The 24,623-nt window shown below is 71.4% G+C and carries 19 protein-coding genes and 1 pseudogene; 8 read left to right on the top strand and 12 right to left on the bottom strand.

What is annotated here, in order from left to right:
• Nucleotides 1–125: 125 nt before the first annotated feature.
• The 3 genes and pseudogenes from I0C86_RS25395 to pgsA all read right to left on the bottom strand — a co-directional run bounded on the left by I0C86_RS25395 (nt 126) and on the right by pgsA (nt 3,037).
• The gene (locus I0C86_RS25395) at nt 126–1,286 is read right to left on the bottom strand and encodes a glycosyltransferase family 4 protein (protein ID WP_196203791.1); all 1,161 of its coding nucleotides are present in this window, start codon (nt 1,284–1,286) and stop codon (nt 126–128) included.
• Nucleotides 1,287–1,372: 86 nt separating this feature from the next.
• A pseudogene (locus I0C86_RS25390) lies at nt 1,373–2,299 on the bottom strand (phosphatidylinositol mannoside acyltransferase); the annotation flags it as partial.
• Between the two features lie 108 nt (nt 2,300–2,407).
• The gene (pgsA, locus tag I0C86_RS25385; RefSeq protein WP_196203789.1) at nt 2,408–3,037 is read right to left on the bottom strand and encodes a phosphatidylinositol phosphate synthase; all 630 of its coding nucleotides are present in this window, start codon (nt 3,035–3,037) and stop codon (nt 2,408–2,410) included.
• 250 nt (nt 3,038–3,287) lie between these two features.
• Here pgsA and I0C86_RS25380 point away from each other — a divergent pair, with 250 nt between their 5' ends.
• Nucleotides 3,288–5,450, top strand: a complete 2,163-nt coding sequence (locus tag I0C86_RS25380; protein ID WP_196203788.1) for an elongation factor G-like protein EF-G2 — start codon at nt 3,288–3,290, stop codon at nt 5,448–5,450.
• A gap of 71 nt (nt 5,451–5,521) precedes the next feature.
• On the opposite strand, the gene I0C86_RS25375 is transcribed toward I0C86_RS25380, so the two are convergent.
• Complete coding sequence (locus tag I0C86_RS25375) at nt 5,522–6,511, bottom strand: aldo/keto reductase (RefSeq protein WP_196203787.1); 990 nt, start codon at nt 6,509–6,511, stop codon at nt 5,522–5,524.
• A gap of 133 nt (nt 6,512–6,644) precedes the next feature.
• Between I0C86_RS25375 and I0C86_RS25370 the strand changes: the two genes are divergently transcribed.
• Entirely contained in the window at nt 6,645–7,202 is a 558-nt protein-coding gene (locus I0C86_RS25370; RefSeq protein ID WP_196203786.1) for a hypothetical protein, read from the top strand.
• A 41-nt stretch (nt 7,203–7,243) separates the two neighbouring features.
• Here the strand turns inward: I0C86_RS25370 and I0C86_RS25365 are convergent, their stop codons facing one another.
• Genes I0C86_RS25365 through I0C86_RS25355 form a run of 3 tightly spaced genes read right to left on the bottom strand, consistent with a single transcriptional unit; the run spans nt 7,244 to nt 10,273 of the window.
• Nucleotides 7,244–9,007 (bottom strand): ABC transporter permease, encoded by a 1,764-nt coding sequence (locus I0C86_RS25365; RefSeq protein WP_196203785.1) that lies wholly within the window; start codon nt 9,005–9,007, stop codon nt 7,244–7,246.
• A 1-nt stretch (nt 9,008) separates the two neighbouring features.
• The gene (locus I0C86_RS25360) at nt 9,009–9,737 is read right to left on the bottom strand and encodes an ABC transporter ATP-binding protein (RefSeq protein ID WP_323373840.1); all 729 of its coding nucleotides are present in this window, start codon (nt 9,735–9,737) and stop codon (nt 9,009–9,011) included.
• Complete coding sequence (locus I0C86_RS25355; protein WP_196203784.1) at nt 9,734–10,273, bottom strand: PadR family transcriptional regulator; 540 nt, start codon at nt 10,271–10,273, stop codon at nt 9,734–9,736. Before I0C86_RS25355 ends, I0C86_RS25360 begins: the two co-directional genes overlap by 4 nt.
• Nucleotides 10,274–10,425: 152 nt before the next feature.
• Between I0C86_RS25355 and I0C86_RS25350 the strand changes: the two genes are divergently transcribed.
• Nucleotides 10,426–11,343 (top strand): bifunctional DNA primase/polymerase, encoded by a 918-nt coding sequence (locus I0C86_RS25350; RefSeq protein WP_196203783.1) that lies wholly within the window; start codon nt 10,426–10,428, stop codon nt 11,341–11,343.
• 157 nt (nt 11,344–11,500) lie between these two features.
• Complete coding sequence (locus tag I0C86_RS25345) at nt 11,501–13,858, top strand: esterase-like activity of phytase family protein (protein WP_196203782.1); 2,358 nt, start codon at nt 11,501–11,503, stop codon at nt 13,856–13,858.
• 123 nt (nt 13,859–13,981) lie between these two features.
• Here I0C86_RS25345 and I0C86_RS25340 read toward each other — a convergent pair whose 3' ends face one another.
• A complete protein-coding gene (locus I0C86_RS25340; protein WP_196203804.1) occupies nt 13,982–14,500 on the bottom strand; it encodes an HIT family protein in 519 nt (172 codons plus the stop codon).
• Nucleotides 14,501–14,605: 105 nt separating this feature from the next.
• Nucleotides 14,606–16,654 (bottom strand): threonine--tRNA ligase, encoded by a 2,049-nt coding sequence (thrS, locus tag I0C86_RS25335; RefSeq protein WP_196203781.1) that lies wholly within the window; start codon nt 16,652–16,654, stop codon nt 14,606–14,608.
• Between the two features lie 127 nt (nt 16,655–16,781).
• On the opposite strand from thrS, the gene I0C86_RS25330 reads away from it, so the two are divergent.
• The 4 genes from I0C86_RS25330 (at nt 16,782) to I0C86_RS25315 (ending at nt 21,899) form a co-directional block, all read left to right on the top strand.
• Nucleotides 16,782–17,924, top strand: a complete 1,143-nt coding sequence (locus tag I0C86_RS25330) for a class I SAM-dependent methyltransferase (RefSeq protein ID WP_196203803.1) — start codon at nt 16,782–16,784, stop codon at nt 17,922–17,924.
• A 173-nt stretch (nt 17,925–18,097) separates the two neighbouring features.
• Nucleotides 18,098–18,787, top strand: coding sequence for a response regulator transcription factor (locus I0C86_RS25325; RefSeq protein WP_107262887.1), 690 nt, complete (start codon nt 18,098–18,100; stop codon nt 18,785–18,787).
• Nucleotides 18,788–18,816: 29 nt separating this feature from the next.
• Nucleotides 18,817–20,211, top strand: coding sequence for a HAMP domain-containing sensor histidine kinase (locus tag I0C86_RS25320; RefSeq protein WP_196203780.1), 1,395 nt, complete (start codon nt 18,817–18,819; stop codon nt 20,209–20,211).
• A gap of 590 nt (nt 20,212–20,801) precedes the next feature.
• Complete coding sequence (locus I0C86_RS25315) at nt 20,802–21,899, top strand: hypothetical protein (protein ID WP_196203779.1); 1,098 nt, start codon at nt 20,802–20,804, stop codon at nt 21,897–21,899.
• Here I0C86_RS25315 and I0C86_RS25310 read toward each other — a convergent pair.
• The 3 genes from I0C86_RS25310 to I0C86_RS25300 all read right to left on the bottom strand — a co-directional run bounded on the left by I0C86_RS25310 (nt 21,868) and on the right by I0C86_RS25300 (nt 24,544).
• Nucleotides 21,868–22,449, bottom strand: a complete 582-nt coding sequence (locus I0C86_RS25310; RefSeq protein ID WP_196203778.1) for a dihydrofolate reductase family protein — start codon at nt 22,447–22,449, stop codon at nt 21,868–21,870. The two genes, I0C86_RS25315 and I0C86_RS25310, sit on opposite strands and share 32 nt — an antisense overlap.
• 118 nt (nt 22,450–22,567) lie before the next feature.
• A complete protein-coding gene (locus tag I0C86_RS25305) occupies nt 22,568–23,593 on the bottom strand; it encodes an adenosine deaminase (RefSeq protein WP_196203777.1) in 1,026 nt (341 codons plus the stop codon).
• Between the two features lie 9 nt (nt 23,594–23,602).
• A complete protein-coding gene (locus tag I0C86_RS25300) occupies nt 23,603–24,544 on the bottom strand; it encodes a methyltransferase domain-containing protein (RefSeq protein WP_196203776.1) in 942 nt (313 codons plus the stop codon).
• Between the last annotated feature and the right edge of the window lie 79 nt (nt 24,545–24,623).

Here is a 24,623-nt window from a genome sequence, read left to right as displayed (position 1 = left end):
CATTCCCGTTTCCCTGGCACGTCAGCCGGACCGGCTCGGTCCAGCCGACCCGGATCAGCCCGATCATCCCATCGCGGCCCAGCCCGCCCAGGTCGGCGCGATCGGCGCAGTCCGGCCCGGTCGGCTCAGATCGGGCCGATCCACTCCTCGTCCAGCACGCGACCGTCGGTGGCCTCGATCGCTGTTGCGTATACCTCCAGAACCCGGCGGGCAACCGTCGGCCAGTCGAAGGCCGCGACCACCTCCTTGGCGCAGGCGGAGAGTTCCGCCCGGCGCACCGGATCATCGAGCAGCCTCGCGAGGGTGTTGCGCAACGCCCGGGCGTCCCCGGTGGGAAAGATCTCCCCGGCCCGGCCACCGTCCAGCACCCGCCGGAACGCGTCCAGGTCACTGGCCACCACCGTCGCGCCCGCTGCCATCGCCTCGGTGAGGATCATCCCGAACGACTCGCCACCGATGTTCGGCGCGACGTAGAGGTCGACGCTGCGCAGCATCCGTGCCTTGTCCTCCTCGGATACCCGGCCGAGGAAGGTGATCCGGTCCCGCAGCCCCGGCGGAACGCCCTCGTACAGGTCGTCCAGGTCCCCCGGCCCCGCGACCAGCAGCCGCAGCCCCGGACGCTCGGGGGCGAGCGCCACGAACGCGTCCCGCAACACCCCGAACCCCTTCCGGGTCTCGGTGAACCGGCCGAGAAAGCCCAGCGTGCCGCCCTGACCCGGGCCGCTGCGGCCGGGCCAGCCCGGCAACGGCTCGGCATTGGCGAACTTCGCCACCGCCACCCCGTTGGGGATCTCCACCGCGCCACCGTCGAGGTGCTCCACCTGGAGCTTGCGGGCCAGCGCGCTCACCGCGATCCGGGCGGTGATCCGCTCCAGCACGAGTTGCAGCATCCCCTGGGCGACGGCCAGCGCCCGGGACCGGGTCATCGCGGTGTGGAAGGTCGCCACCACCGGCCCCCGGGCGGAGAGCACCGCGAGCAGCGAGAGGCTGAGCACGAACGGCTCGTGTACGTGCAGCACGTCGAACTGTCCGCGGGCCAGCCAACGCCGGACCCGGGCGGTGGAAACCGGTCCGAAGGTGATCCGGGCCACCGAACCGTTGTACGGGAACGGCACCGACCGACCGGCCGGAACGACGTACGACGGCAGGGGCGAGTCGTCGTCCGCGGGCGCGAGAACGCTCACCTCGTGTCCGAGACCGATCAGCGCCTCCGCCAGGTCGACGATGTGGTTCTGCACCCCGCCCGGCACGTCGAAGGAGTACGGACACACGATGCCGATCCGCACTGGTGTCCCCTCCCCCTCTAGGCCGACCCGGGCATCGGGGTCGGGTTGGCCACTTCTGGCTCCGCACCGCCACGCCCCGCGTCGGACCGGCCCTTCGACGTTCCCGTCGCCCCTGTCGAGCCGACGGTCGTCCCCTCGCCGATCCACACCCGCTGCAGCATGTGCCAGTCTTCCGGATGCGCGGCGATGCCCGTGGCCAGGTGATCGGCGATCTGCTGGGTCAGTGCCCGGACCCGCTCGTCGAGTGGCCCGCTGTCCGGTTCCGGCACCTCCAGCGGACCCATCAGCCGCCCGCGCGGCCCGTCCGGGTCGTACCAGAGCGCCGCCACGTACAGGGGGGCGCCGGTGCGGATGGCGAGCAGGGCCGGTCCGGCCGGCATCCGGGCCCGCCCGCCGAAGAACCGCACCTCGATCCCGCGCGCCGACAGGTCACGGTCGGCGAGCAGCGGCACCAGGTATCCGGCGTCGAGCCGGTCGGCCAGCACCTCGAACGGTGCCCGTTCGCCGCCGTGGGTCGGCAGGATCTCCATCCCGAGTTTGCGCCGGAAGGCGAAGAAGCGCTCGTACACCCCCTCCGGCTTGAGTCGCTCCATGACGGTGGCGATCGGCCAGCCCATCGCGGCGACCCAGGCACCGGCGGCGTCCCAGTTGCCGGAGTGCGGCAACGCGACCACCGCGCCGCGGGCGGCCGCCATGTCGGCGGCGAGCTTGTCGGTGCCGTCGAGCTGGAAGTGGTTCCGGATCTGCTCCCGGCTCAGTGCGGGCAGCCGGAAGGCGTCCAGCCAGTACCGGGCGTACGAGCGCATGCCCCGGCGTACCAGTTGGTCGAACTCGTCCTCGGGCAGCTCCGGGCCGACCACCCGGCGCAGGTTCGCGGCGAGTCGGGTCGTACCCCGGCCACGCTTGCGGTGGGCGTAGTCGGCGGCGGCCCGGAACATCGCGGCGGCGACCGGCCGCGGCAGGGCCCGCACGATCCGCCAGCCCGCCAGGTAGGCGAACTCGACCGGGGTCACCGGCCCGCCCGGCGCCCGGTCACGCGTCCACCCGCCCGGCCGACGCGGCCGTTCGCCCGGCGCCCGGTCACGCGTCCACCCGCCCGGCCGACGCGGCCGTTCGCACGGTCACGCGTCGACACCCAGTTCGGCGCGCTCGGCCTGCCGGTAGACGTGCGTCATCCGCTGCCCCACCGTGAACAGCGAGACGGCGGCGAGCAGCCAGAGGGCGGTGGTCAGGGCCCAGTCGAGGCCGAGGCCGGTGAGCAGCCCGCCGACCCCGACGATCAGCAGCCGTTCGGTCCGCTCGGCGATCCCGACGTTGCAGGTCATGCCGAGCCCTTCGGCCCGGGCCTTGACGTAGGAGACCAGCCCGCCGGAGACCAGGCAGATCAGCGCGGCGGCCACCCCGACCCGGTCGTTCTGGGTGGCCAGCCAGTACGCGACGGCGCCGAAAACGGCGCCGTCGGAGACCCGGTCCATGCTCGAGTCGAGGAAGGCGCCGAACCGGCTGGACCCGCCGCGCATCCGGGCCATCGTGCCGTCGAGCAGGTCGGTGAGCGCGAAAAAGGTCACGACCAGCGCACCGGCCACCAGGTAACCCCGGGCACCGAGCGCGATCGAACCGACCAGCACCCCCAGGGTGCCGGTCACGGTGACGGCGTTGGGCGTCACTCCGACCCGTAGCAGGGTCCGGGCAATCGGTTCGACAACGCGGGTCATGCCCGCACGGGCCGACACTTGGAAGATCTTCGCCATGGCCGTCCCACCATAACGGGCCCGCAACCGGGCCGGTACGTCCGGTGGCGGCTAGTTCGCGCTGCGGGCTTGTGTCACGTCTTGTACGGGTGTGAGATCGGAGCAGGGACGTGACTTCGCTCACCTTGCCACCCGGCACGTCCCCCGGGCACGGCAGGCCACCCGAGGATATCGCCGCGGAGTCGCCAGGGCAGCTCCCCCGTCGCACGCGGCGGTCGCCACCAACCACCGGCTTAGGGAGGTGCGCCCGATGGCGCAGAGGAGCTCGGAGAAAGGACTCACCGGCCCGGCGCCGGTGGTGGATGAACCCGGCAGGGTTCGCAACGTGGTGCTGGTCGGCCACTCCGGCGCGGGCAAGACGACGCTTGTCGACGCGCTCCTGGCGGCGAGCGGAACGATCTCGCGGCCCGGTGCGGTGGTCGATGGCACCACGGTCTGTGACCACGACCCGGCCGCGGTCCGGCAGCAGCGGTCGATCGCCCTGGCCTGCGCGCCGCTGATGCACCAGGGCGTCAAGGTGAACCTGCTGGACACCCCCGGCTACGCCGACTTCGTCGGCGAGCTCCGAGCGGGGCTGCGGGCAGCCGACGCGGCGCTGTTCGTGGTCTCGGCGGTGGACGGGATGGACGGCGCCACCGCCGCACTGTGGCAGGAGTGCGCCGCGGTCGGCATGCCCCGGGCCGTCGCGGTCACCCGGCTGGACCATCAGCGGGCCGACCTCGACGAGACGGTGGCGCTGTGCCAGCGGGTCTTCGGCGACAACGTACTTCCGCTGTACCTGCCGATGCTGGACGACGACGGGGTCGACGTGGTCGGACTGATGGGTCTGATCACCCGGCGGATCTTCGACTACTCCGACGGCCTGCCCGCCACCGTCCGCGAGCCCGATCCCGAGCACCTGCCGGCGATCGGCGACGCCCGGAACGAGCTGATCGAGGGCATCATCGCGGAGAGCGAGGACGAGACCCTGCTGGACCGGTATCTCGGCGGGGAGGAGATCGAGGTCGAGGTCCTGATCGACGATCTGGAGACGGCCGTCGCCCGTGGGCACTTCTATCCCGTCGTACCGGTCTGCGCCGAGACCGGGCTGGGCATCGACGCGCTGCTGGAGCTGCTGACCTCGGCGTTCCCGACTCCGCTGGAGCACGACCTGCCCACCGTCAACGGGGTCGACGGAACCCCGCAGCCACCGCTGACCTGCGACCCCGACGGCCCGCTGGTGGCCGAGGTCGTGAAGACCACCATCGACCGGCACGTCGGGCGGGTGTCCCTGGTCCGCGTCTTCTCCGGCACGTTGCGGCCCGATCAGGTCGTACACGTCTCCGGGCACGGCATGGCCGAACGCGGCCACCCGGACCACGACGCCGACGAGCGGATCGCGCACGTCTACGCCCCGCTCGGCGCCGCGCTGCGCGAGGTGCCGCACTGCGTCGCCGGAGACATCTGCGCGCTCACCAAATCGGGTACGGCCGAGACCGGTGACACCATCTCGGCCAAGGAGCATCCGCTGCTGATCGCCCCGTGGGAGATGCCCGAGCCGCTGCTGCCGGTGGCCATCGTCGCCAAGAGCCGGGCCGACGAGGACGCGCTGGCCAAGAACCTGTCCCGACTGGTCGCCGGTGACCCGACGATGCGGCTGGAACGTAACCCGGAGACCCACCAGCTCGTGCTGTGGTGCATGGGAGAGGCACACGCCGAGGTGGTGCTGGAGCGGCTCCGGGGTGGCGGCGTGGACCTGGAGACCGAGCCGGTACGGGTGGCGCTGCGGGAGACGTTCGCGGTCGCGTCACAGGGCCACGGCCGGCATGTGAAGCAGTCCGGCGGGCACGGCCAGTACGCGGTCTGCGACATCGAGGTGGAGCCGCTGCCCCGCGGCGGTGGGTTCGAGTTCGCCGACCGGGTGGTCGGCGGGGCGGTGCCGCACAACTACATCCCCTCGGTCGAGAAGGGCGTACGCGGCCAGATGGACCGGGGCATCGTCGCCGGGTATCCGGTCGTCGACGTGAAGGTGACCCTGCTCGATGGCAAGGCGCACAGTGTCGACTCGTCCGACGCCGCCTTCCAGACCGCCGGTTCGCTCGCCCTGCGGGACGCGGCCGAGAAGGGCCAGCTCACCCTGCTGGAACCGGTCGACGAGGTGGTGGTCCGGGTGCCGGACACCTCCGTCGGTGCGGTGATGAGCGACATGTCCGGACGGCGCGGCAAGGTGCTCGGCACCGAGCCGGACCCGGGGGGCACGGAACACACCCTGGTCCGGGCGGAGGTGCCGGCGACCGAACTGGTCCGGTACGCCGTCGAACTCCGCTCGATGACGTCCGGCGGGGGCACGTTCCGGCGGACCTTCGCCCGCTACGAGCCGATGCCCCCCCACCTGGCGGAGCAGTTCCGCAAGGAGCACAGCAACGGCCACTGAGGTGCGCGGGCGTGCCGAGGTGTTAACAGGGGCCCCTTCCTATGCGGAAAGCGATAAGAAGGGGCCCTTCCTTACAGCTTGGCGAGGAGGGTGTCGACTTCGGCGAGTTGGTCCGGCTGGAGGGGGCCGTGGGCCAGCGCGCCGACGTTCTCCTCGACCTGGGCGACGGTACGGAACCCGGGAATGGGGAGCGTCCTGGCGCTGCGGGCCCAGAGCCAGCCGAGCGCGCCCTGGGCGAGGGTACGGCCGTCCGCCGTCAGCGCCTCGCGGACGGCGGCGACCCGGGCGAGGAACTCCGGGGCGGGTCGGCCGTCCCGGAACCAGTCCAGCCACATCGGTGCGATTCCGCGTACGTCGTCGGCGGCCAGCGTGGACGACTCGGTGAACTTGCCGGACAGCAGGCCCATGGCCAGCGGTCCCCGGTTGACGCTGGCGAGGTCGTACCGCTCGCAGACCGCCAGCACCTCCGGTGCGTCCTGGAGGACGGAGAAGGAGTGCTGGACGGCGGTGCAGTGGGTACCGGAGATCGCCCACGCCTCGGCCCGGTCCGGGAGGTCGGTGCTCCAGCCGTACGACCGGATCCTGCCCTCGGTCACCAACTCTTCCAGCGTGCCGAGCAGCTCCGCCGCCTGGTCGATGGCGAGGTCGCCCAGGTGCAACTGGTACAGGTCGATCCGATCCGTGTCCAGCCGGCGCAGCGACGCCGCCACCGCCCGGCGCAGGTACTCCGGCGACGGGTCCGGGCCGGTTGCCTGCCGGGTGGCCTCGTCGTACGTGTATCCCCACTTGGTCGCGATCACGACCTCGTCGCGGTGCCCGGCGAGTGCCCGGGCGAGGATCCGCTCGCTGTGCCCGGTGCCGTAGACGTCGGCGGTGTCGAAGAGGGTGACCCCGAGTTCGAGGCCGCGCCGGACCGCGCGGATCGACTCGTCGTCGTCCACCTGCCCCCAGCCCAACGGCTGGTCACCCTCGTGCCACACACCTCCGATGGCCAAGCAGCCGAGGCCGAGCGCGCTCACCTCGATGCCGCTGCGACCCAACATCCGGGTATCCGAATTCATGTCCGCAAGCGTGTCACATCCGGCCGACTCCGACCGCGACACCGTCCGCGACACCGGGCGGGACACCGGGCGGCTGGCCACCCGCCCGGCAACTCGGTGGACTCCATCGGGGACGGACGGCGATGATCGGTTGATGCGGATCGGAGTGGACATCGGCGGGGTCATCATCCAACAGGTGGATCGGTTGTATCCGATCGAGACGACCGGTCCGGGTGCGGAGCAGGTAGAACAGGCGGACCAGGCCGACCAGGACACCTCGCTGCTGGCGGACTTCCGGCGTACGCCACCGATGCCGGGGGTGTTCGAGGCGCTGGCCACCCTGGTCTCGGAGGTGTTCGGCGCGCACGTCCACCTGGTGTCGAAGTGCGGTGAGCGGGTCGAGCAGCGCAGCCGGCTGTGGTTGGCGCACCACGACTTCTACCGCCGTACCGGCATCGCGGCCGGCAACGTGCACTTCTGCCGTACCCGCGAGGCGAAGGCGCCGATCGCCGCCGCGTTGGGGCTGACGCACTTCGTCGACGACCGGTTGGAGGTCCTCTCCTATCTGGACACCGTGCCGCACCGCTTCCTGTTCCGGCCCAGGGAGCACGAGGTACGCAGCCACCAGCGGCATCTGGCGGCCGTGCACCGGGTCGGGTCCTGGCCCGAACTGGTCACCCTGATCGCCGAGCGGACCCCCAGCACGGGCTGAGCGGTCCGGGCCGTGAGCGGCGCCACGGCCGTGGACGGCTGTCAGGTCGGTGCGGACCGGAGTGTGTCCACGACCGGGCGCCGGGTGGCAACCATCGCGGGGACGGCGGTGAGCGCGGCGACGGCGAGCAGAACTCCGAGCGCGGTGGCGAGCAGCCAGGAACCGGGTGGGTACTGGACCTCACCGATGCTGACGAACGCGACGAGCCCGATGCCGGCCGGGATCCCCACGGCGACGCCGGGTACGGCGGGAAGCAGTTGCGCCAGCGCCAGGCCCACGCCCGCCTGTCCGGGCGTGGCACCGAGCGTCCTCGCGACGGCCAGCGGCTGCCGGGCGTCGAGGACCGCGGTCCAGGTGCTCACGACGGCGTTGACGAGCGCAAGAACGCACACCACGACGGTGAGCACGAGCGTGGCCTGCTCGCCCCGTTCCACCCGGGGATTGGCGAGTGCCGTGTAGCCGAGGTCGAAGTGCACCGCTTGGGTGTTGACGATGAGTACGGCGACGAGCGCGGTCGTGGTGATCAGGGTGTTCACGGTGACCAGTCGGGCGCGGCGCGGCCGGCGGGCGTTGATACGCACCCCGATCAGCAGGGCGGTGGGCAGCCGCCGCGACAGCCAGATACGCCACCGCCGGCGCCGCGGTGGCGTTGCGGCGTCGGCCAGCGCGTGGATGGTGCTGGTGGCGGCGGCACGAACCACCGGTACCAGAGTCGCCGCCACAGCGATCGTGAGGGCGAGGGCCGTGGCGGCGATCACCGTGCGCAGCGCGGGTGGCTGGGCGTTGACGGAGCCGATGAGTCCGGCGCTGGGGCGGATCAGCACGGGTGCGGCGAACCAGCCAGTGACCAGGCCCGTGGCGGCGGCGGCAAGCCCGATCACGAGGTACTCGGCGAGGTGGATGGCAGCGATCATGGCCGGTCCGGCGCCGACGGCCTTGAGCAGCCCCACCCGGCGGCGCTGGCCGATGATCCGGCCCGCGACGATGCCGGCGACGCCGGCCAGTGCGAGGCCGCTGAGCAGCCAACTGCCGACGAGCAGCGTCATCTGCGCGTCGCTGTACAGCCGACCGTTGAGGCGGTCGATCGCCTGCCAGGTGGTGAGTTGGTCGCCGACGGGGTATGTGGCGCTGGCCGCCGGGTCGGCGAGTTTGAGGTTGAGGGTGTACGACAGCGACTGGCTGCCCGCCAGCGTGGCGATGTCGCTGCGGTCGACCCAGACCAGGCCGCCCCGCTCGACCAGGACGCTACCCGAGTAGTGCCACCCGGCGTACGGATATGTCGCCCTCGCGGCGGTGACCGCGGTCCCGGTCACGCGCAGCGGATGGCCGTCGATGCTGACCGTGTCGCCGGTACGGATGCCGAGGGCGTCGGCGAAGGCTCGCTCGACGACCACGCCGCCGGGGCGTACCCAGGTGCCGTCGGTCACGGCGGGTCGGTCGATCGATACGGGTGCGTCGTCCCGGCCCTCGACGACGGCGTGCGCGGACCTGCCGTGGGCCGTCATCGTCAGGTAGGCGATCGGGAACGGGCCGCTGTGATCGGTGACGCCGGCCGCGGTGGTCCGCGCTGCGAGTTCGTCCAACGCGGCCTGGCCGGTGGTCCGGGGGGTCACGATCACGTCCGGACCGGCGGTGGCGGTCCGGGTCTGCTGGTACGGCCGGTCGGCGATTTCGTTGAGGGTCAGGCCGAGGGTCAGCGTGGCGGTGGCGGCGGTGATGGCGACCAGCAGCAGCACCGTCTCGGTCCGGCGTCGACGCAGGTCGCGTACCAGCAGCTGGCAGATGAACAGGAGGCGGCCGGCCATCTCAGCGCCGCCGTCCGTAGACGGTGCCGGTGGCGGCGCCGACGACCTGTCTGTCGTCGGCGAACGCCCCGTCGCGCATGGAGATCACCCGGTCGGCGACCGCGGCGATGCGGGGATCGTGGGTGACCACCACGAGGGTCTGTCCTGCGGTGTGCAGCTCCTCGAAGAGCCGCAGCACGTCCAGGGTGGCGGCGCTGTCCAGGTTGCCGGTGGGTTCGTCAGCCAGCACGACCAGCGGCTCGTTGCACAACGCGCGGGCGATGGCGACCCGTTGGCGCTGGCCGCCGGAGAGCGCCGACGGCAGGTGCGCGGCGCGGTCGGCGAGCCCGACCCGCTCCAGCAGGTGCAGGGCGCGTTGCCGGGCCCGGCGGGGCGGCTGCCCGGCCAGCAACGCGGCCAACTCGACATTCTCCATCGCGGTGAGTTCGTCCATGAGGTGGAACGACTGGAAGACGAACCCGAGGCTGTCGCGCCGCAGCCGGGCCGAGGCCCACTCGCTCATCGTGTCGATCCGACGGTCTGCCAGCCACACCTGCCCGCCGGTGGGGCGTTGCAGCCCGCCGAGCAGGTGCAGCAGGGTGGACTTGCCGCAGCCGCTGGGCCCCATGATGGCCAGGGCCTGTCCGGCGGGTACGTCCAGGTCGACCTCGTCCACCGCGCGCACCAGCCCGCTGTCCCGGCCGTAGCGCCTGGTCAGCCCACGCGCCCGCAGTACCACCGATCCGCTCACGCCCTCGCCTTCCGCCCAGTCCGATCACCCTTGGTCCACATGCGCTCGCACGCCTCCAGCCATTCCATGTCGGCCCGCAACCGCAGCACGACACCCTCCAACAGCAAGCCGGCGACCGGGTCCACCGCCTGACCCAGTGCGGCCCGCTGGGCGTCGCGCAGCCGGCGCAGCACCTCACGTCGCTGCGCGTCGACCAGCGCCACCGGATCGGCCAACCGGGCGGACGCGGCGGCCACCAGTTTGAGATGGAACTCGGCCAGGTCCGGCTTCGGCCAGGTCACTTCGGTCAGCCAGGCGGCGACCCGCTGCTGTCCGGCGGGGGTCAGTGTGTAGACCCGACGGTCGGGCCGGTCCGGCAGGCCGTCGGCCCGCTCCGAGGTCACCAGTCCGGCCTTGGCCAGCCGGGTCAGCGTCACGTAGATCTGCCCGGCGTTCATCGCCTCCCCCAGAGGACCGAGCGCGTCACGCATCCGGCTGCGCAGCTCGTACCCGTGCGCCGGCTCCTTCGCCAGCATGGCCAGCACCACGTCCTGCACCAGACACACCCTTCGTAGAGATCACTATTAGATAGCCGCTAGCCATAGGGCTGTCAAATCCGGCGGCGGTATCGCCCACATCCGATCGACAGATAGCACACATGTTCGAATATCCTGGTAGCGGGTATCCGACTGGCGAGGAGGTCGGGCAGATGTCACCGCTGCTGCGCGCCGCCCTGAAGTACGCCGCTGCCGGCGTCCCCGTACTGCCACTGCACACCCCGACCGAGGCCGGATGCAGTTGCGGCGGCACCGACTGCGACCGCCCCGGCAAACATCCGCGCTGGCACCGCAGCCTGCTCCGGCACGGCCTGCACGACGCCAGCACCCGCCCCGAGCTGATCCGGCGGTGGTGGACCCGCTGGCCGGAGGCGAACGTCGCGGCCCGGACCGGCGTGCGCTTCGACGTCTGCGACGTCGACGTACCCGACGGGGTGTCCGCACTGCGTGAACTCGTGTCCGACCACACGATCCCCGGCCCGGTGGTCCGGACCGGCTCCGGCGGCTGGCACATCTACCTGCGGCCCACCGGCACGGGTAACCGGACGGCGCTGCTGCCCGGCGTCGACTGGCGCGGTGTCGACGGGTACGTCGTCGCGCCGCCGTCGCGGCACGCCAGCGGCCGACGCTACCGCTGGATCCGCCCACCGGACGTCCCGCTCGGCGACTGTCCGGCGGAGCTGGCCGCCCTGCTCTTCCCGCCCGTCCCGGCCGGCGACCTTCCGGGCAGCCGGGGCCCGGACGGCAACCGTCCGGGTATCAGCGCCCCGGGCAGCGACGGCAGCGGCGAGCGGGTACGGCATCCCGAGCGCTACGCCAGCGCCGCCCTGGCCGCCGAGGCCAGCACGGTCGCCAGCGCGGTCACCGGCACCCGCAACACCACGCTCTACCTGGCCGCGTACCACCTCGGGCAGCTCGCCGCCGTCCGTCTGCTCGACGACCACGACATCACGGCGGTGCTCGGTGACGCGGCGCGGCAGGCGGGGCTGGGTCGACAGGAGATCGACCGGACGATCCGCTCCGGACTCCGTACCGGCCACCGCCGCCCCCGGCCCGGTCTCGCCGCATAGCGGAGCCGCACCAGTCCCGAAAGCCGCAGGTCAGCCCAGGGGAAGAGACGCCAGGGCGATTACTTGATCTTCGTCCGGCGTTCATCTGAGCGCCGGCTGCCGCTCGTCCATCCGTGGGACCTTCCGAACCGGAAGTCGGAAAAGCAACGGAGAGACGATGCCCTCGAGAAAGACCTACGCCACGCTCGCCGCCGTCGCGCTCGCCGCCGGCACCATCGCCGTCGCCACCTCCGGGGTGGCCGGCGCGGGTACGGCGACACACGGCAAGCCACGGCCGGACCGGCAGTTGGCGTTCGACCGTACCGCCACCTATCCCGTGTTCTCCAACCGTCCGGCGGGTGAGGACCCGGCGACCCCGACGGTGGCGGAGATCTCCACGGTCAGCTCCGACGGCCGGACCCTGATCTACACCGACGCACTGGCCCGCCGGATCGGCTTCCTGGACATCAGCGACGCCGACCGGCCACGTGGACTCGGCACCCTCGCGCTCACCGAACTCGGCGACGCCGAGGACGAGCCGACCTCGGTCGCGGTGGTCGGCCAGTACGTCCTGGTCGTGGTGAACACCAGCGCCAGCCACACCGACCCGTCCGGCCGGCTGGACGTGATCAGCCTGGCGAACCGTCGCCGGGTGACCAGTTTCGACCTCGGCGGACAGCCCGACTCGATCACCATCAGCCACGACCGCCGGTACGCCGCGATCGCGATCGAGAACGAGCGCGACGAGGACGCCGCCCCGTCCGGTGGCGAGGACGGCGACCTGCCGCAGGCACCCGCGGGCTTCGTCCAGCTCGTCGACCTGGACGGGAACTCACCGGACCGCTGGCGTACCCGGGCCGTACCGCTGACCGGCCCGAACGGTACGGCACTGCCCGCCCTGGCCGCCGCCGGCATCGCCGCACCGACCGACCCGGAGCCGGAGTACGTCTCGATCAACAGCCGCAACCAGCTCGCGGTGACCCTGCAGGAGAACAACGGCATCGTCCTGGTGGACGTGCCGACCGGCCGGATCGACAAGGTCTTCAGTACCGGCACCGCCACGGTGCGGGGCATCGACACCGAGAACGACGGCACCATCGACCCGGCCGGTGCGATCACCGACACCCCGCGCGAGCCCGACGCCGTCGCCTGGGTCGACGACCGATACCTGGCGACCGCGAACGAGGGCGACTGGCGGGGCGGCACCCGGGGCTGGTCGGTCTTTGACAGCCGGACCGGCCTGGTGGCCTGGGACGCCGGCAACAGCTTCGAACAGCTCGCCGTCCGGTACGGCTTCGCCAACGACGACCGGGCGGACAACAAGGGCACCGAGCCGGAGGGCGTGGCGGTCGCCGAGTTCGACGGAGTGCGGTACGCCTTCGTCGGCTCCGAGCGGAGCAACTTCGTCGCCGTCTACGACCTGAGCCGGCCGACCGCTCCGGTCTTCCGGCAGGTTCTGCCGGCCACCAACGGTCCGGAGGGACTGTTGCCGATCCCGTCCCGCGACCTGCTCGCGGTCTCGAGTGAAGAGGACGACGCCTCCGTCGGGGTACGCGCCTCGGTGACCCTCTACCGGCTCGGTCGGGGCACTCCGGCGTTCCCGAGCATCGTCTCCGCCTCGGAACACGGCGGACCGCAGCACGGCGGACCGCAGCAGGACGGTGCGGCGTCGATCGGCTGGGGTGCGCTCGGCGCCCTCTCCGCCGTACCCGGCAAGTCGCACCTGCTCTACAGCGTGACCGACGCGGCGTACCAGCCGAGCCGGATCCTCACCGTCGACCCGACCTCGACGCCGGCCGTGATCGACCACGCGTTGACCGTCCGGGCCGCCGACGGGACCCCGGTGGGCTACGACGCCGAGGGAATCTTCGCCCGTCCGCAGGGCGGGTTCTGGCTCGCCGTCGAGGGTGCGTCCGGTGCCGGCAACCAGTTGGTCCGGCTCGACCAGGCCGGGGTGACCCGAGAGGTCGTACCGATGCCGGCGGACGTCGCGGCGGGCCTGGCCAAGCAGGGCTTCGAGGGCGTCACCGCGACCACCGACCCGCGCGGGCGCGAGGTCGTCTGGGCGGCGTTGCAGCGTGAGGTGGCCGGCGACCCGGCCGGCGTCGTCCGGCTGGGCCGGTACGACGTCACGGCGGGCACCTGGAGCTGGTTCGGCTACCGGCTGGGCAGCACGAGCACCCCGGGCGACTGGATCGGGCTGTCCGAGGTGACCGTGGTCGGGAACCGGCTCGCGGTGATCGAGCGGGACAAGCTGAACGGTCCGGCCGCCACGCTCAAGCGGATCTACACCGTGGAGCTGCCCCCGGCCGCCGCCCCGGGACCGCTGCGGGTGCTGCCCAAGACCCTGGCGTACGACGTGCTGCCCGACCTGCGGGCGACGCACGGCTGGACCCAGGAGAAGCTCGAGGGGTTGACGGTCGCCGGTGACGGGCAGGTCTACGCCGTCACCGACAACGATGCCGTACAGGACGCCACCGGTGAGACGGTCTTCCTGCGCCTCGGCTCCGAGAAGCGGGTCTTCAAGGGGCGCTGACGTCGCCTCCGTACCGCCCGATGGTGGCCGCCGGATCCGCTCGGTTCCGGCGGCCGCCGCTGTTCGGCCAGCCGCCGCCGTTTCGCGGTCGTGGTGCGGCGGTCGCGGCCCGGACGGTCAGAGTCAGGCCGGCCCGGGCCAGGCCTGGGCCAGCAGCGTACGGGTGTCGGCCAGCAGTTGCGGCAGCACCTTGGTCCGGCCGATCACCGGCATGAAGTTGGCGTCCCCACCCCACCTCGGCACGACGTGCTGGTGCAGGTGGGCCGCGATGCCGGCACCGGCCACCCCGCCCTGGTTCATCCCGATGTTGAAGCCGTGCGCGTTGCTGACCTGCCGGACCACCCGCATCGCGGTCTGGGTGCAGTCGGCCAGCTCGGCCGTCTCCTCGGTGTCCAGTTCGGTGTAGTCGGCCAGGTGCCGGTACGGGCAGACCAGCAGATGTCCGGGGTTGTACGGGTAGAGGTTGAGCACCACGAAGACCCGCTCACCCCGGTGCACCACCAGGTTCTCGTCGCCCTCGCGTTCCGGGGCGAGGCAGAACGGACAGCCGGCCGGTTTCTCGTGCCCGTCGGCCGGCCGGTCCGGTCCGGAGATGTAGGTGAGCCGATGTGGTGTCCAGAGCCGGTCCAGCCCATCGGGCATGCCGGGTTCCGCGTGGGGCGCCGCGCCTGTCACGCCGATGATCCTACGACCAGCGCATCGGGTCCCAACCATCCGGACCGGTCCGGATGGTTGGGACGTCAGCGCCTACTCCGACACCGCCTCGGGCCCGGGCTCCGCGCTCGGCCCGGAGTTGGTACGCGACCGGACCACCTCGACCACGTGCGCCACCGCCTCCGCCAGCGGTACGCCGTTGCGCTGCGAACCGTCCCGGTACCGGAAGGAGACCGCCTCCGCCTCCACGTCGGCATCCCCGGCGATGGCCATGAACGGGATCTTCTGCTGCTGGGCGGTACGGATCTTCTTCTGCATCCGGTCGTCCGAGGTGTCCACCTCGGCACGGATCCCCTCGGCACGCAGTGCCGCCACGAACCGGTCGAGATGGGTGGCGTGCTCGTCCCGGATCGGGATGCCGACCACCTGCACCGGAGCCAGCCAGGCCGGGAAGGCCCCCGCGTAGTGCTCGGTCAGCACGCCGAAGAACCGCTCGATGGAACCGAACAGCGCCCTGTGGATCATCACCGGCCGCTGCCGGGTGCCGTCGGACGCCTGGTACTCCAGCCCGAACCGCTCCGGCTGGTTGAAGTCGACCTGGATGGTGGACATCTGCCAGCTCCGGCCGATCGCGTCCTTGACCTGGACCGAGATCTTCGGACCGTAGAAGGCCGCACCGCCCGGGTCCGGCACCAGATCCAGCCCCGACGCCTCGGCGGCGACCCGGAGCGCGTCGGTGGCCTCCTGCCACTCCGCGTCGGAGCCGATGAACTTCGGCGAGTCGTCCCGGGTCGACAACTCCAGGTGGAAGTTGTCCAGGCCGTAGTCCCGGAGCAGGTCGAGCACGAAGGTCAGCAGCGTGGTGAGTTCCCCGGGCATCTGCTCCCGGCTGCAGTAGATGTGCGAGTCGTCCTGGGTCAGCCCGCGCACCCGGGTCAGGCCGTGCACCACGCCGGACTTCTCGTACCGGTAGACGGTGCCGAACTCGAAGAGTCGCAGCGGCAGCTCCCGGTAGGAACGCCCGCGCGCCCGGAAGATCAGGTTGTGCATCGGGCAGTTCATCGCCTTGAGGTAGTAGTCCGCGCCCTCCAACTTCATCGGCGGGAACATCGTCTCGGCGTAGTACGGCAGGTGGCCGGAGGTCTCGAAGAGCTGACCCTTGGTGATGTGCGGGGAGTTGACGAACTGGTAACCCGCCGCCTCGTGCCGGCGCCGCGAGTAGTCCTCCATCTCCCGGCGGATGATCCCACCCTTCGGATGGAAGACCGCCAGGCCCGAGCCGATCTCGTCGGGGAAACTGAACAGGTCGAGGTCCGCGCCGAGCTTGCGGTGGTCGCGCCGGGCGGCCTCCTCCAGCAACCTCAGGTACGCCTTCAGCGCGTCCCGGGTCGGCCACGCGGTGCCGTACACCCGTTGCAGTTGCGGGTTGCGCTCGTTGCCCCGCCAGTACGCGGCGGCCGAACGCATCAGCTTGAACGCGCCGATCAGCCGGGTACTGGGCAGGTGCGGGCCCCGGCACAGGTCCGACCAGCAGACCTTGCCCGAGTCGGCGTCCAGGTTGTCGTAGATGGTGAGGTCACCCGCGCCGACCTCCATCACCTCACCGGCGTCGAACCCCGCGCCGCCACCCTCGGTCCCGGCCCCCTTGACCTCGATCAACTCAAGCTTGTACGGCTCGTCGGCCAGCTCGACCCGGGCCGCCTCCAGGCTGTCGAAGCGCCGCCGCCGGAACCGCTGCCCGGCCTTGACGATCTCCTGCATCCGCTTCTCCAGCCGGGCGAGATCATCCGGCTGGAACGGGCGGTCGACGTCGAAGTCGTAGTAGAAACCGTTGTCGATCGGCGGGCCGATCCCGAGCTTGGCCTCGGGGAAGGTGTCCTGGACCGCCTGGGCCAGCACGTGCGCGGTCGAGTGCCGCAGCACGTTCAGCCCGTCCGGCGAGTCGAGCCGGACCGGCTCGACCGGGGTGTCCGCCTCGGGCGTCCAGTCCAGGTCGCGCAGCCGGCCGTCCGGGTCGCGGACCACCACGATCGCCCCCGGGCCGGCGCCGGGCAGACCCGCCGCGGCCACCGCCTCGGCCGCCGTCGTCCCGGCCGCGACGACAACGGGGTCGGCCACGACAGGGGTACGGGCTTCGGACACGGGGGACTCCTTCGATCTAGGACGAAACGGACTGCACCGGAACGTTCGGCTCCTGAGATGCTATCGGTCCTGGCTTTTCCGCCTGCCGGCGCCGCTACCTCGGCGTTAGATTGACGCCGTGACACCCATGGACGCCGTGAGCGCACTACAGCGCAGATACGAGACCTTCTTCGCCACCGAACCGGCGGTGCCGTTCGCGGTGGCTCCGGCCGGCGGGCCGGCACAGATCCTCGGCAGCGGAGAACCGCTGTTCACCATCATCATCAAGGACGAGCGCGGCGCCAAGGCGCTCGCCGCCCTGGACCAGTTCGCCGTCGCCGTCGCGTACCTCCAGGGTTCGCTGGACGTCGACGGCGACCTCGCCGCAGCGCTGCGGATGCGGTCGTTCTTCCCGGACCGACATCCCATCGCCTGGCTCGGCCGGTTCGTCCCCGCGCTGCTGCGGGGCGGCCGGAAGGAGGACGACCGCCGCGCCATCTCGCACCACTACGACGAGGACTCGGACTTCTTCCTGACCTTCCTCGACCAGCGGCACCGGTGCTACACCGAGGGCGTCTTCGTCTCCGACAACGAGCCGCTCGAAGACGCGATGACCCGGAAGATGGATCTCGCCCTGGACGCCATCGGGGTGAAGCCCGGGGACCACGTGCTGGAGGTCGGCGGCGGCTGGGGCGCCTTCTCCGAGCACGCCGCCCGCAAGGGCATCCAGGTCACCACCACCACGCTGTCGGTGGAGTCGGAGCGCTTCCTCACCGAACTGTTCGAGCGCGAGCGACTGCCGGTACGGGTGGTCCGGGAGCACATCTTCGGCTACTCCCCCGGCGAGCGATTCGACGCGATCGTCAACATGGGGGTCACCGAACACCTGCCCGACTACCGCACCACGCTGCGCAAGTACGCCGAACTGCTCCGCCCCGGCGGCCGGGTCTACCTGGACGCCCTGGCGATGCGCCGCAAGCACCTCGTCTCCACCTTCATGAAGCGGTACGTCTACCCCGGCGGTTCGGCCCCGCTACTGCTGCACCAGTACCTGCGGCACGTGGCCCACTCCCCGTTCGAGCTGCTCAGCCTCGCCGACGACCGGCACAACTACTACCTGACCTGCCGCGAGTGGGCCCGCCGGCTGGACGGCGCCCGGGACGAGATCGAGCAGCGCTGGGGTGCACCGCTCTACCGCCGCTTCCGACTCTTCCTCTGGGGCTCGGCGGCCGGCTTCGACACCGGCATGGTCCAGGCGTACCGCTGGGTCCTCCAACTGCCCGCCCGGTAAGGAAGGGCCCCTTCTTATCGTTTTCTGCATAAGAAGGGGCCCTTCCTAACACCTGCCGTGGCTGCACGCCGGGGATCGGCGGCTCGGTCGGGAGCAGGCCGCTGCGAAACGGGTCGATCGACCTATACCGGACGTCGATTTCTCCGACTTGCCACGGGCAGTACGGTCATCAGGTGGCCACGGTGCTTTTGGTCGAAGACGACCATGTCGTACGCGGCGCGATGCTGCGCTCCCTGGCCGACCGCGGGCACGCGGTGCACGCGGTCGGCACGGCTCTCGATGCCCTCCGCCGGGTTGCCGCGGAAACACCGGACCTGGTCGTCCTCGATCTCGGGTTACCCGACCTCGACGGCGCCGACGCACTCCGGATGCTGCGTGGCATCACCGACGTTCCGATCATCATCGCCACCGCCCGGGACGACGAGCAGGCGATCGTCCGGCTGCTCCGCGCGGGTGCCGACGACTACATGGTCAAGCCTTTCACCGGTGCCCACCTGGATGCCCGGATCACCACGGTGCTGCGTCGGGTCGGCCGGGCGAGCCGGACCGTCGAACCGGCCGTACACTCCGTCGGCGGGCTGCGGATCGACGTCGGCGAACGGAGCGCACTCCTGGACGGGGTGCCACTGGCGCTGACCCGCAAGGAGTTCGACCTGCTGGCCTATCTCGCGGCCCGGCCGGGCCGGGTAGTGTCCCGCCGGGAGCTCTTGGAGGAGGTATGGCGGCAGCCATCGGTCGGCGAGGACCAGACCATCGACGTACATCTGTATTGGCTCCGCCGCAAAATGGGCGAGTCCGCGGCGAAGCCGCGCTACCTGCGCACCGTGCGGGGGGTCGGATTCCGGTTGGTGGTACCGGACTGAGGTTGGCCCTGGCCTACCTCGGGGCCGGCATGACCACCATCGTCGCGCTGGCCTTCCTGATCCCGCTCGGTACGGCGCTCGACCGCGACGTCCGGGAGGACGCGCTCGCCGACGCGGCCCGACGCAGCGCCATGATCACCGGGGCGTTGGCGGTCAGCTCCGATCCGGCGGTGGTCCGGCGGGTCATCGAGGCGGGCAGCGGCAACTCGACCGACCCGCCGGTCGTGCACGGGCTTTCCACCGGCGGTTCGCCCCGGGCCCAGTCGCAGGACGTCGACCGGGCGATCCGGAACGGCTCACCGGTCGTCGCGGACGTACCCGGCGGAGTCGTCCGGCTGGAACCGGTACCGGTCGCCGGCCGGGTCCTCGTGGTCGAGGTCTTCGTGGCCGAGGCCGCGCTCAACGCCGGCACCGGAGGCACCTGGCTGATGCTGATCCTGGTCGCGATCGGGCTGGTGGTGGCCTCGGTGATCGTGGTGGACCGGCTCGCCGCCCGGGCGGTCTCGTCCGCCCGCGGGTTGGTCGACGCGGCCCTGGCGGTCGGCGACGGAAACCTGGAGCTGCGGATCCAGCCCAGCGGACCACGCGAGCTGGCCGAGGCCGGGTACGCCTTCAACCGGATGGCGGACCGACTGGTCACGTCCCGCACCGACGAACGGGAACTCGTCGCCGACCTGTCGCACCGGCTGCGTACCCCGCTGACCGTGCTGCGGCTGGACGCCGACGCCCTGGACTCCGACGACACCAGCGTCGGATCGTTCAGTGCCGCCGAACTCGACCGGCGCCGGACGATCCGACGAATCCGGCAGGCGATCGTGACGCTGGAAGGCGAGATCGACGTACTGATCAACACGACCCGCAAGACGGTCTCCCAGGAGGCCCTGCCGGGTAGCTGCGACGTCAGCGAGGTGGTTCGGGACCGGATGGTGTTCTGGGCGGCGTTGGCGGGTGACCAGAACCGCTCGCACCGGGTCACCGGCGCGCAACTGCGGATCCCGGTGCCGGTGCCCCGCGCCGAGCTGGCCGCCGCGCTGGACGCGGTGCTGGGCAACGTGTTCCGCTACACCCCGCAGGGCACCGCCTTCGAGGTCGCGGTCTCCCGCCGGGACGGGTACATCGCGGTCCGGGTCGACGACGCGGGCCCCGGCATCGCCGACCCGGACCGGGCGTTGCGGCGGGGAACCAGCGATCGCGGCTCCACCGGCCTGGGCCTGGACATCGCCCGCCGGGTCGCGCAGCAGGCCAACGGGTCGGTCAGCATCGACCGGGCCCGGCTCGGCGGTGCCAGCGTGGTGATGCTGCTGGCCGATCCGGACGCGGCACCACGGCAGGTCAGCCGATTCGGTCTGGTCGGCCGGCTGGCCCGGGAGAAGGAGTCCGCCACCCGCCGCCGCTGGGGTCGTCAGCGCCAGACCGACGAGTGACCGCCGGCCCCGCCCGGTGAATGCGCTTTCCTAACCGGGCGGGCCGGCGATCCGGCGATTTCCTGACCGGGCGGGCCGGCGATTTCCTGACCGGGCAGGCCCGCGATCCGGCGATTTTCTGCTCCGGCGCAAGTCTTCCTTAGGTCTGAATTAACGCTCGTCCGGCGGCCCGGCTCCGATGGCAACATCAGTCGCGATCCCATCCCGCTCCACCGGACCACTACCCGCAGATGTTCGCCCCAACCCGGTCCGGGGGAGCCGTGCACGCGGCGGGAGCATGGTCCCCCACACCTCGCTCCCGCCGCGCGCCAACAGCTACGACCTCGCACCAACCCGGCGACCCGACCGGGACCCGCACCGCCGCGACACACGTTGGCGCGAACACGGTGCGACAGCGGTCGGGACGCCCACGATCGCTGGCCCGGCGCGGCCGCCCGCAGCACCCCGCGCCGGGCCAGCCTCCACTCTCCGGCACTGCGTCAACGCGGCGTTGTCCGACCAGTCGAGCCACTGGATCAGCCACCGAGTGGGAGGGGCGCTCCCTCCACAGAGGGAGGTGGCCCCACGCGCCCGGTCCTAGCGTGAGCGGCATGAGGAGAGCTGACGGGCCTGACGGTGCCGCGCCACCACCTCCGGCGACCGCCGAGGCAGAAGGATCGCGTTCACCTGCGGCGTGGAGGGCCGCCGACGCCCCGGACGCGACACCGGGGAACCACTGGTCGCGGGTCGGGCGCATTGCGGCGTACGGCGCGGTGTTCGCAATGGCGCCGTACTTCGTCATGAAGATCTTCTGGACGATCGACGGACTGCGCGGCGGAGGACTGCACGAAGGAGCCTGGAGCCATCTGAACTGGGCGGCCATCAACGGGCTGACGGTGGCGATGTCTGGGCTGGCCATGCTGCTCGGCCTCGCGCTGGCGCAGCGATGGGGCCGACGGGTGCCAGCCTGGCTGATGCTGCTCCCGTCCTGGATCGGCATGGGTTTCCTGGTACCGATGATCCCGCTCATCCCGATTCTCGCGCTGGTGGGCACGGACACCGGCGACACCGCCCCGGAAGCGCAGATGACCGCCGCGGAAATCGGTCTGCTGTCGGTGTCGTTCGCCGGGTTCGCGCTCGGTGTGGCGATCGCCGCTCCGGTCTACGCCGTACTGCGGTGGCCGTGGGCGTTCTCCGGCAGGGATGTCCCTGTGCGGCCGGGCGTACGGGTCACCGTGGCCCGACTGGCGGCGGCGCTTTGCGTCGCTCTCGGCCTGCCGCAACTGTTCTGGGCGCTGGGCGGGACGATCGGCTTGAACGAGGCGACCCTCGACAGCCGCGACGCGCAGTGGCACCTGCTCACCGCCAACAGCGGAGTGTGGTTGTCGGCCGCCGCGTGGAGCGCATGGATGCTGACCCGCCGCACTGGCCGGGCGTCCCTGCTGCTGTCGTGGCTGGCTTCCGGGTTCCTGTTCGCGTGGGGGTCGTGGAAGGCAGTCTTCTCCTTTGCGGTGACGCCGGAGTTCCCGCCGCCGGAGCAGCCGTGGGTGCTGACAGTGCAGAACCATTTCGGCGCGGTTGCCGGGCTGCTGATCCTTGTCGTGGTCCTCTTCACGGTGTCCGACAACGCCGAACGGTGCTGCCCCCCGGCTGCCGCCGGGGGGCAGGGCAGCGAGCTCAGTGGACGACGTCGTAGATCAGCTTGGTGATGCCGTTGGCGTACGTCTCGGACTCGACCACCTTCAGCATCTGCTTGCCCTTGTCGGTGTCGCTGAACATCCGCTTGCCGGCTCCGAGCAGCACCGGGAAGAGCAGCAGGTGGTAGCGGTCGATCAGGCCGGCGTCGGAGAGGTTGCGGGCGAGGGTGGCGCTGCCGTGGATGACGATCGCGCCGCCGTCGGTCTCCTTGAGCTTCGCGACGTCCTCCAGGGAGCGCAGGATCGTGATGTCACCCCAGTTGTCGACGAGGGCGTCCTGGCCGAGGGTGGTCGAGACGACGTACTTCGGAAGTTCCTTGAGGGCGGCGAACTCCTCGATGCCCGGCCACAGCGGCGAGAACGCCTCGTAGCTGGCCCGGCCGAACATCAGCGCCGTGGTCTCCTCGGTCTCCCGCCCCTTGAGTTCGTACGCCTCGGGCCGGAACTCCAGGTCCTTGTACGTCCAGCCGCCGCTGCGGTGGGCTTCGGAGGGAAGTCCGCCGCCGGGCGAGTCGACGACGCCGTCCAGCGAGACGAAGGCGGTGTAGATCAGCGTACGCATTCTCGATGTCCTATCCGTGGTCCGATTGGGTGTCCTCAGTCGTTCGTGGCCACAGGCGCGGCCACGAACAGGCTAAGGGCTCATCGGAGGCTCTTGTTCCCCCACCGGTCCTGGAGGATCAGGAGTTGTGCGCCGCGAGGTAGGCGTCGATCTCGGCGGTCAGCTTCGCCTTGTCCGGACCGGGCAGGAAGGACGCCGCGACCGCGTTGCGGGCCAGACCGGCCAGGCCGGCCTGGTCGAGGTCGAGCAGCCGGGCGGCGACCGCGTACTCGTCGTTCAGCGTGGTGCCGAACATCGGCGGGTCGTCGGAGTTGACGGTCACCAGCAGCCCGGCCGCGACGAGCTGGGGCAGCGGATGCTCCTCGATGGTGCCGACCGCCCGGGTACGGACGTTCGAGGTGGGGCAGACCTCCATCGGGATCTGGTGCTCGGCGAGGTAGTCCAGCAGTTCGGGATCGCGTACGGCGGAGATGCCGTGCCCGATCCGCTCGGCGCCCAGCTCACGGATCGCGTCCCAGATGGTCCCGGGGCCGGTGGTCTCCCCGGCGTGCGGCACGGACCGCAGGCCGGCCGCCCTGGCCTGGTCGAAGTACGGCTTGAACTGGGGCCGTGGGACGCCCACCTCCGGGCCGCCCAGCCCGAAGCTGAGCAGACCGTCGGGCCGCTCGTCGAGGGCGATCCGCAGGGTCTGCTCGGCGGAGGGCAGCCCGGCCTCCCCCGGGATGTCGAAGCACCAGCGCAACGAGATGCCCAACTCGGCCTCGGCGCTGCGGCGCGCGTCCTCGATCGCCTCGCAGAACGCCGGCGCGGGGATTCCCCGGTGCACGTGCGAGTACGGCGTGACGGTCAGCTCCGCGTACCGGACCTGCTGGCGGGCGAGTTCCCGGGCCACCTCGAAGGTCAGCAGCCGAACGTCCTCCGGGTCCCGGATCAGGTCGACGACGCTGAGGTAGATCTCGACGAAGTGGGCGAAGTCCCGGAACTCGAAGTAGTCGGCGAGGGCGGCCGGGTCGGCCGGCACCCTGGTCCGGCCCTCGTGCCGGGCGGCCAGTTCCGCCACGATCCGCGGCGACGCGGAGCCGACGTGGTGGACGTGCAGCTCCACCTTTGGCAGTCCGGCGATGAAGGCCGATAGGTCGGTCACGGTTGCTCCCTAGTGACGTGCGCCGGTACGGGCGACGAAGAAGACGCGGCGGAACGGGAAGTACACCAGCCCCTCCCGGATCGGGTACGCCTCGACGAGCCGCCGCGCCAGGCGGGCCCGGAAGGCGTCCCATTCGGCACCTTCACCGCCCAGTGCCGCCCGGACCGGACGTAACGCCGTCCCCTCCATCCAGGTCAGCACCGGATGGTCGGTGCCGGAGGCCGACAGGTCTGCGCCGGAGGACGACAGGTCGGTGCCGGAGGCCGATAGCAGGTGCACGTAGGTAGTCTCCCAGGCGTCGACCAGGCAACCCGCCCCGGTCAGCAGCCTCGCGTAGCCCACCGCGTCGGAGACCGGCGCGTCGCGCAGGACGGGATCGACGACAGCGTGCCAGCGGGGTTCCTCGGCGGTCGCGTACAGCGCCCGGTGCGAGGCGGCGTCGAAGTTGCCCGGCACCTGGACCGCGAGCCACGAACCGGGGGTCAGCTCGCGGGCCCACCGCACCAGTAGCGCCTCGTGTCCGGGTACCCACTGCAACACGGCGTTGGAGACCACCACGTCGACATCGGGCCCGGGCGACCAGGTCCGGGCATCGGCCACCGCGAACCCGACACCGGCCCCGCCGAGCGGCCCCGGCCCAACACCTCGGCTCGGTGGCGAACGGAATCCCGCCCCCGGGGTGCCGTCGGGCGGTGTCGCGGCATCGACCCCGGACGTGTCCGGAGAGTTGCCGCCGAGCGCCGTCGCGGGCCCGATCATCTCGACCGAGGAGTCGAGCCCGATGACCCGGGCCGCCGGCCAGCGCGTCGACAGGGTCATGGTGAGGTTTCCGGGCCCACAGCCCAGGTCGACCACGACGCGGGGCTGTTCGGCGCCGATCCGGGCGGTCAGGTCGTAGAACGGCCGGGACCGCTCGTCGCCGTACCGGAGATAGGTTGCGGGATCCCACATGACGCCTCCAAACCGTACGTACGTCTTGTTTACCACAACCATCGGGCTCGGCGGTTAGGAAGGGACCCTTCTTCTACAG

The organism is Plantactinospora alkalitolerans, assembly GCF_015690345.1.
GTDB lineage: Bacteria > Actinomycetota > Actinomycetes > Mycobacteriales > Micromonosporaceae > Plantactinospora > Plantactinospora alkalitolerans.
This window is presented reverse-complemented; position numbering and strand designations above follow the sequence as displayed.

Excerpts from the sequence above, each read along its gene's own strand:
- pgsA (WP_196203789.1), bottom strand. The coding sequence starts at position 3,037 with ATGGCGAAGATCTTCCAAGTGTCGGCCCGTGCGGGCATGACCCGCGTT.
- I0C86_RS25380 (WP_196203788.1), top strand. The coding sequence starts at position 3,288 with ATGGCGCAGAGGAGCTCGGAGAAAGGACTCACCGGCCCGGCGCCGGTG.
- I0C86_RS25375 (WP_196203787.1), bottom strand. The coding sequence starts at position 6,511 with ATGAATTCGGATACCCGGATGTTGGGTCGCAGCGGCATCGAGGTGAGC.
- I0C86_RS25370 (WP_196203786.1), top strand. The coding sequence starts at position 6,645 with ATGCGGATCGGAGTGGACATCGGCGGGGTCATCATCCAACAGGTGGAT.
- I0C86_RS25365 (WP_196203785.1), bottom strand. The coding sequence starts at position 9,007 with ATGGCCGGCCGCCTCCTGTTCATCTGCCAGCTGCTGGTACGCGACCTG.
- I0C86_RS25350 (WP_196203783.1), top strand. The coding sequence starts at position 10,426 with ATGTCACCGCTGCTGCGCGCCGCCCTGAAGTACGCCGCTGCCGGCGTC.
- I0C86_RS25345 (WP_196203782.1), top strand. The coding sequence starts at position 11,501 with ATGCCCTCGAGAAAGACCTACGCCACGCTCGCCGCCGTCGCGCTCGCC.
- I0C86_RS25340 (WP_196203804.1), bottom strand. The coding sequence starts at position 14,500 with ATGCCCGATGGGCTGGACCGGCTCTGGACACCACATCGGCTCACCTAC.
- I0C86_RS25330 (WP_196203803.1), top strand. The coding sequence starts at position 16,782 with ATGGACGCCGTGAGCGCACTACAGCGCAGATACGAGACCTTCTTCGCC.
- I0C86_RS25320 (WP_196203780.1), top strand. The coding sequence starts at position 18,817 with ATGACCACCATCGTCGCGCTGGCCTTCCTGATCCCGCTCGGTACGGCG.
- I0C86_RS25315 (WP_196203779.1), top strand. The coding sequence starts at position 20,802 with ATGAGGAGAGCTGACGGGCCTGACGGTGCCGCGCCACCACCTCCGGCG.
- I0C86_RS25310 (WP_196203778.1), bottom strand. The coding sequence starts at position 22,449 with ATGCGTACGCTGATCTACACCGCCTTCGTCTCGCTGGACGGCGTCGTC.
- I0C86_RS25300 (WP_196203776.1), bottom strand. The coding sequence starts at position 24,544 with ATGTGGGATCCCGCAACCTATCTCCGGTACGGCGACGAGCGGTCCCGG.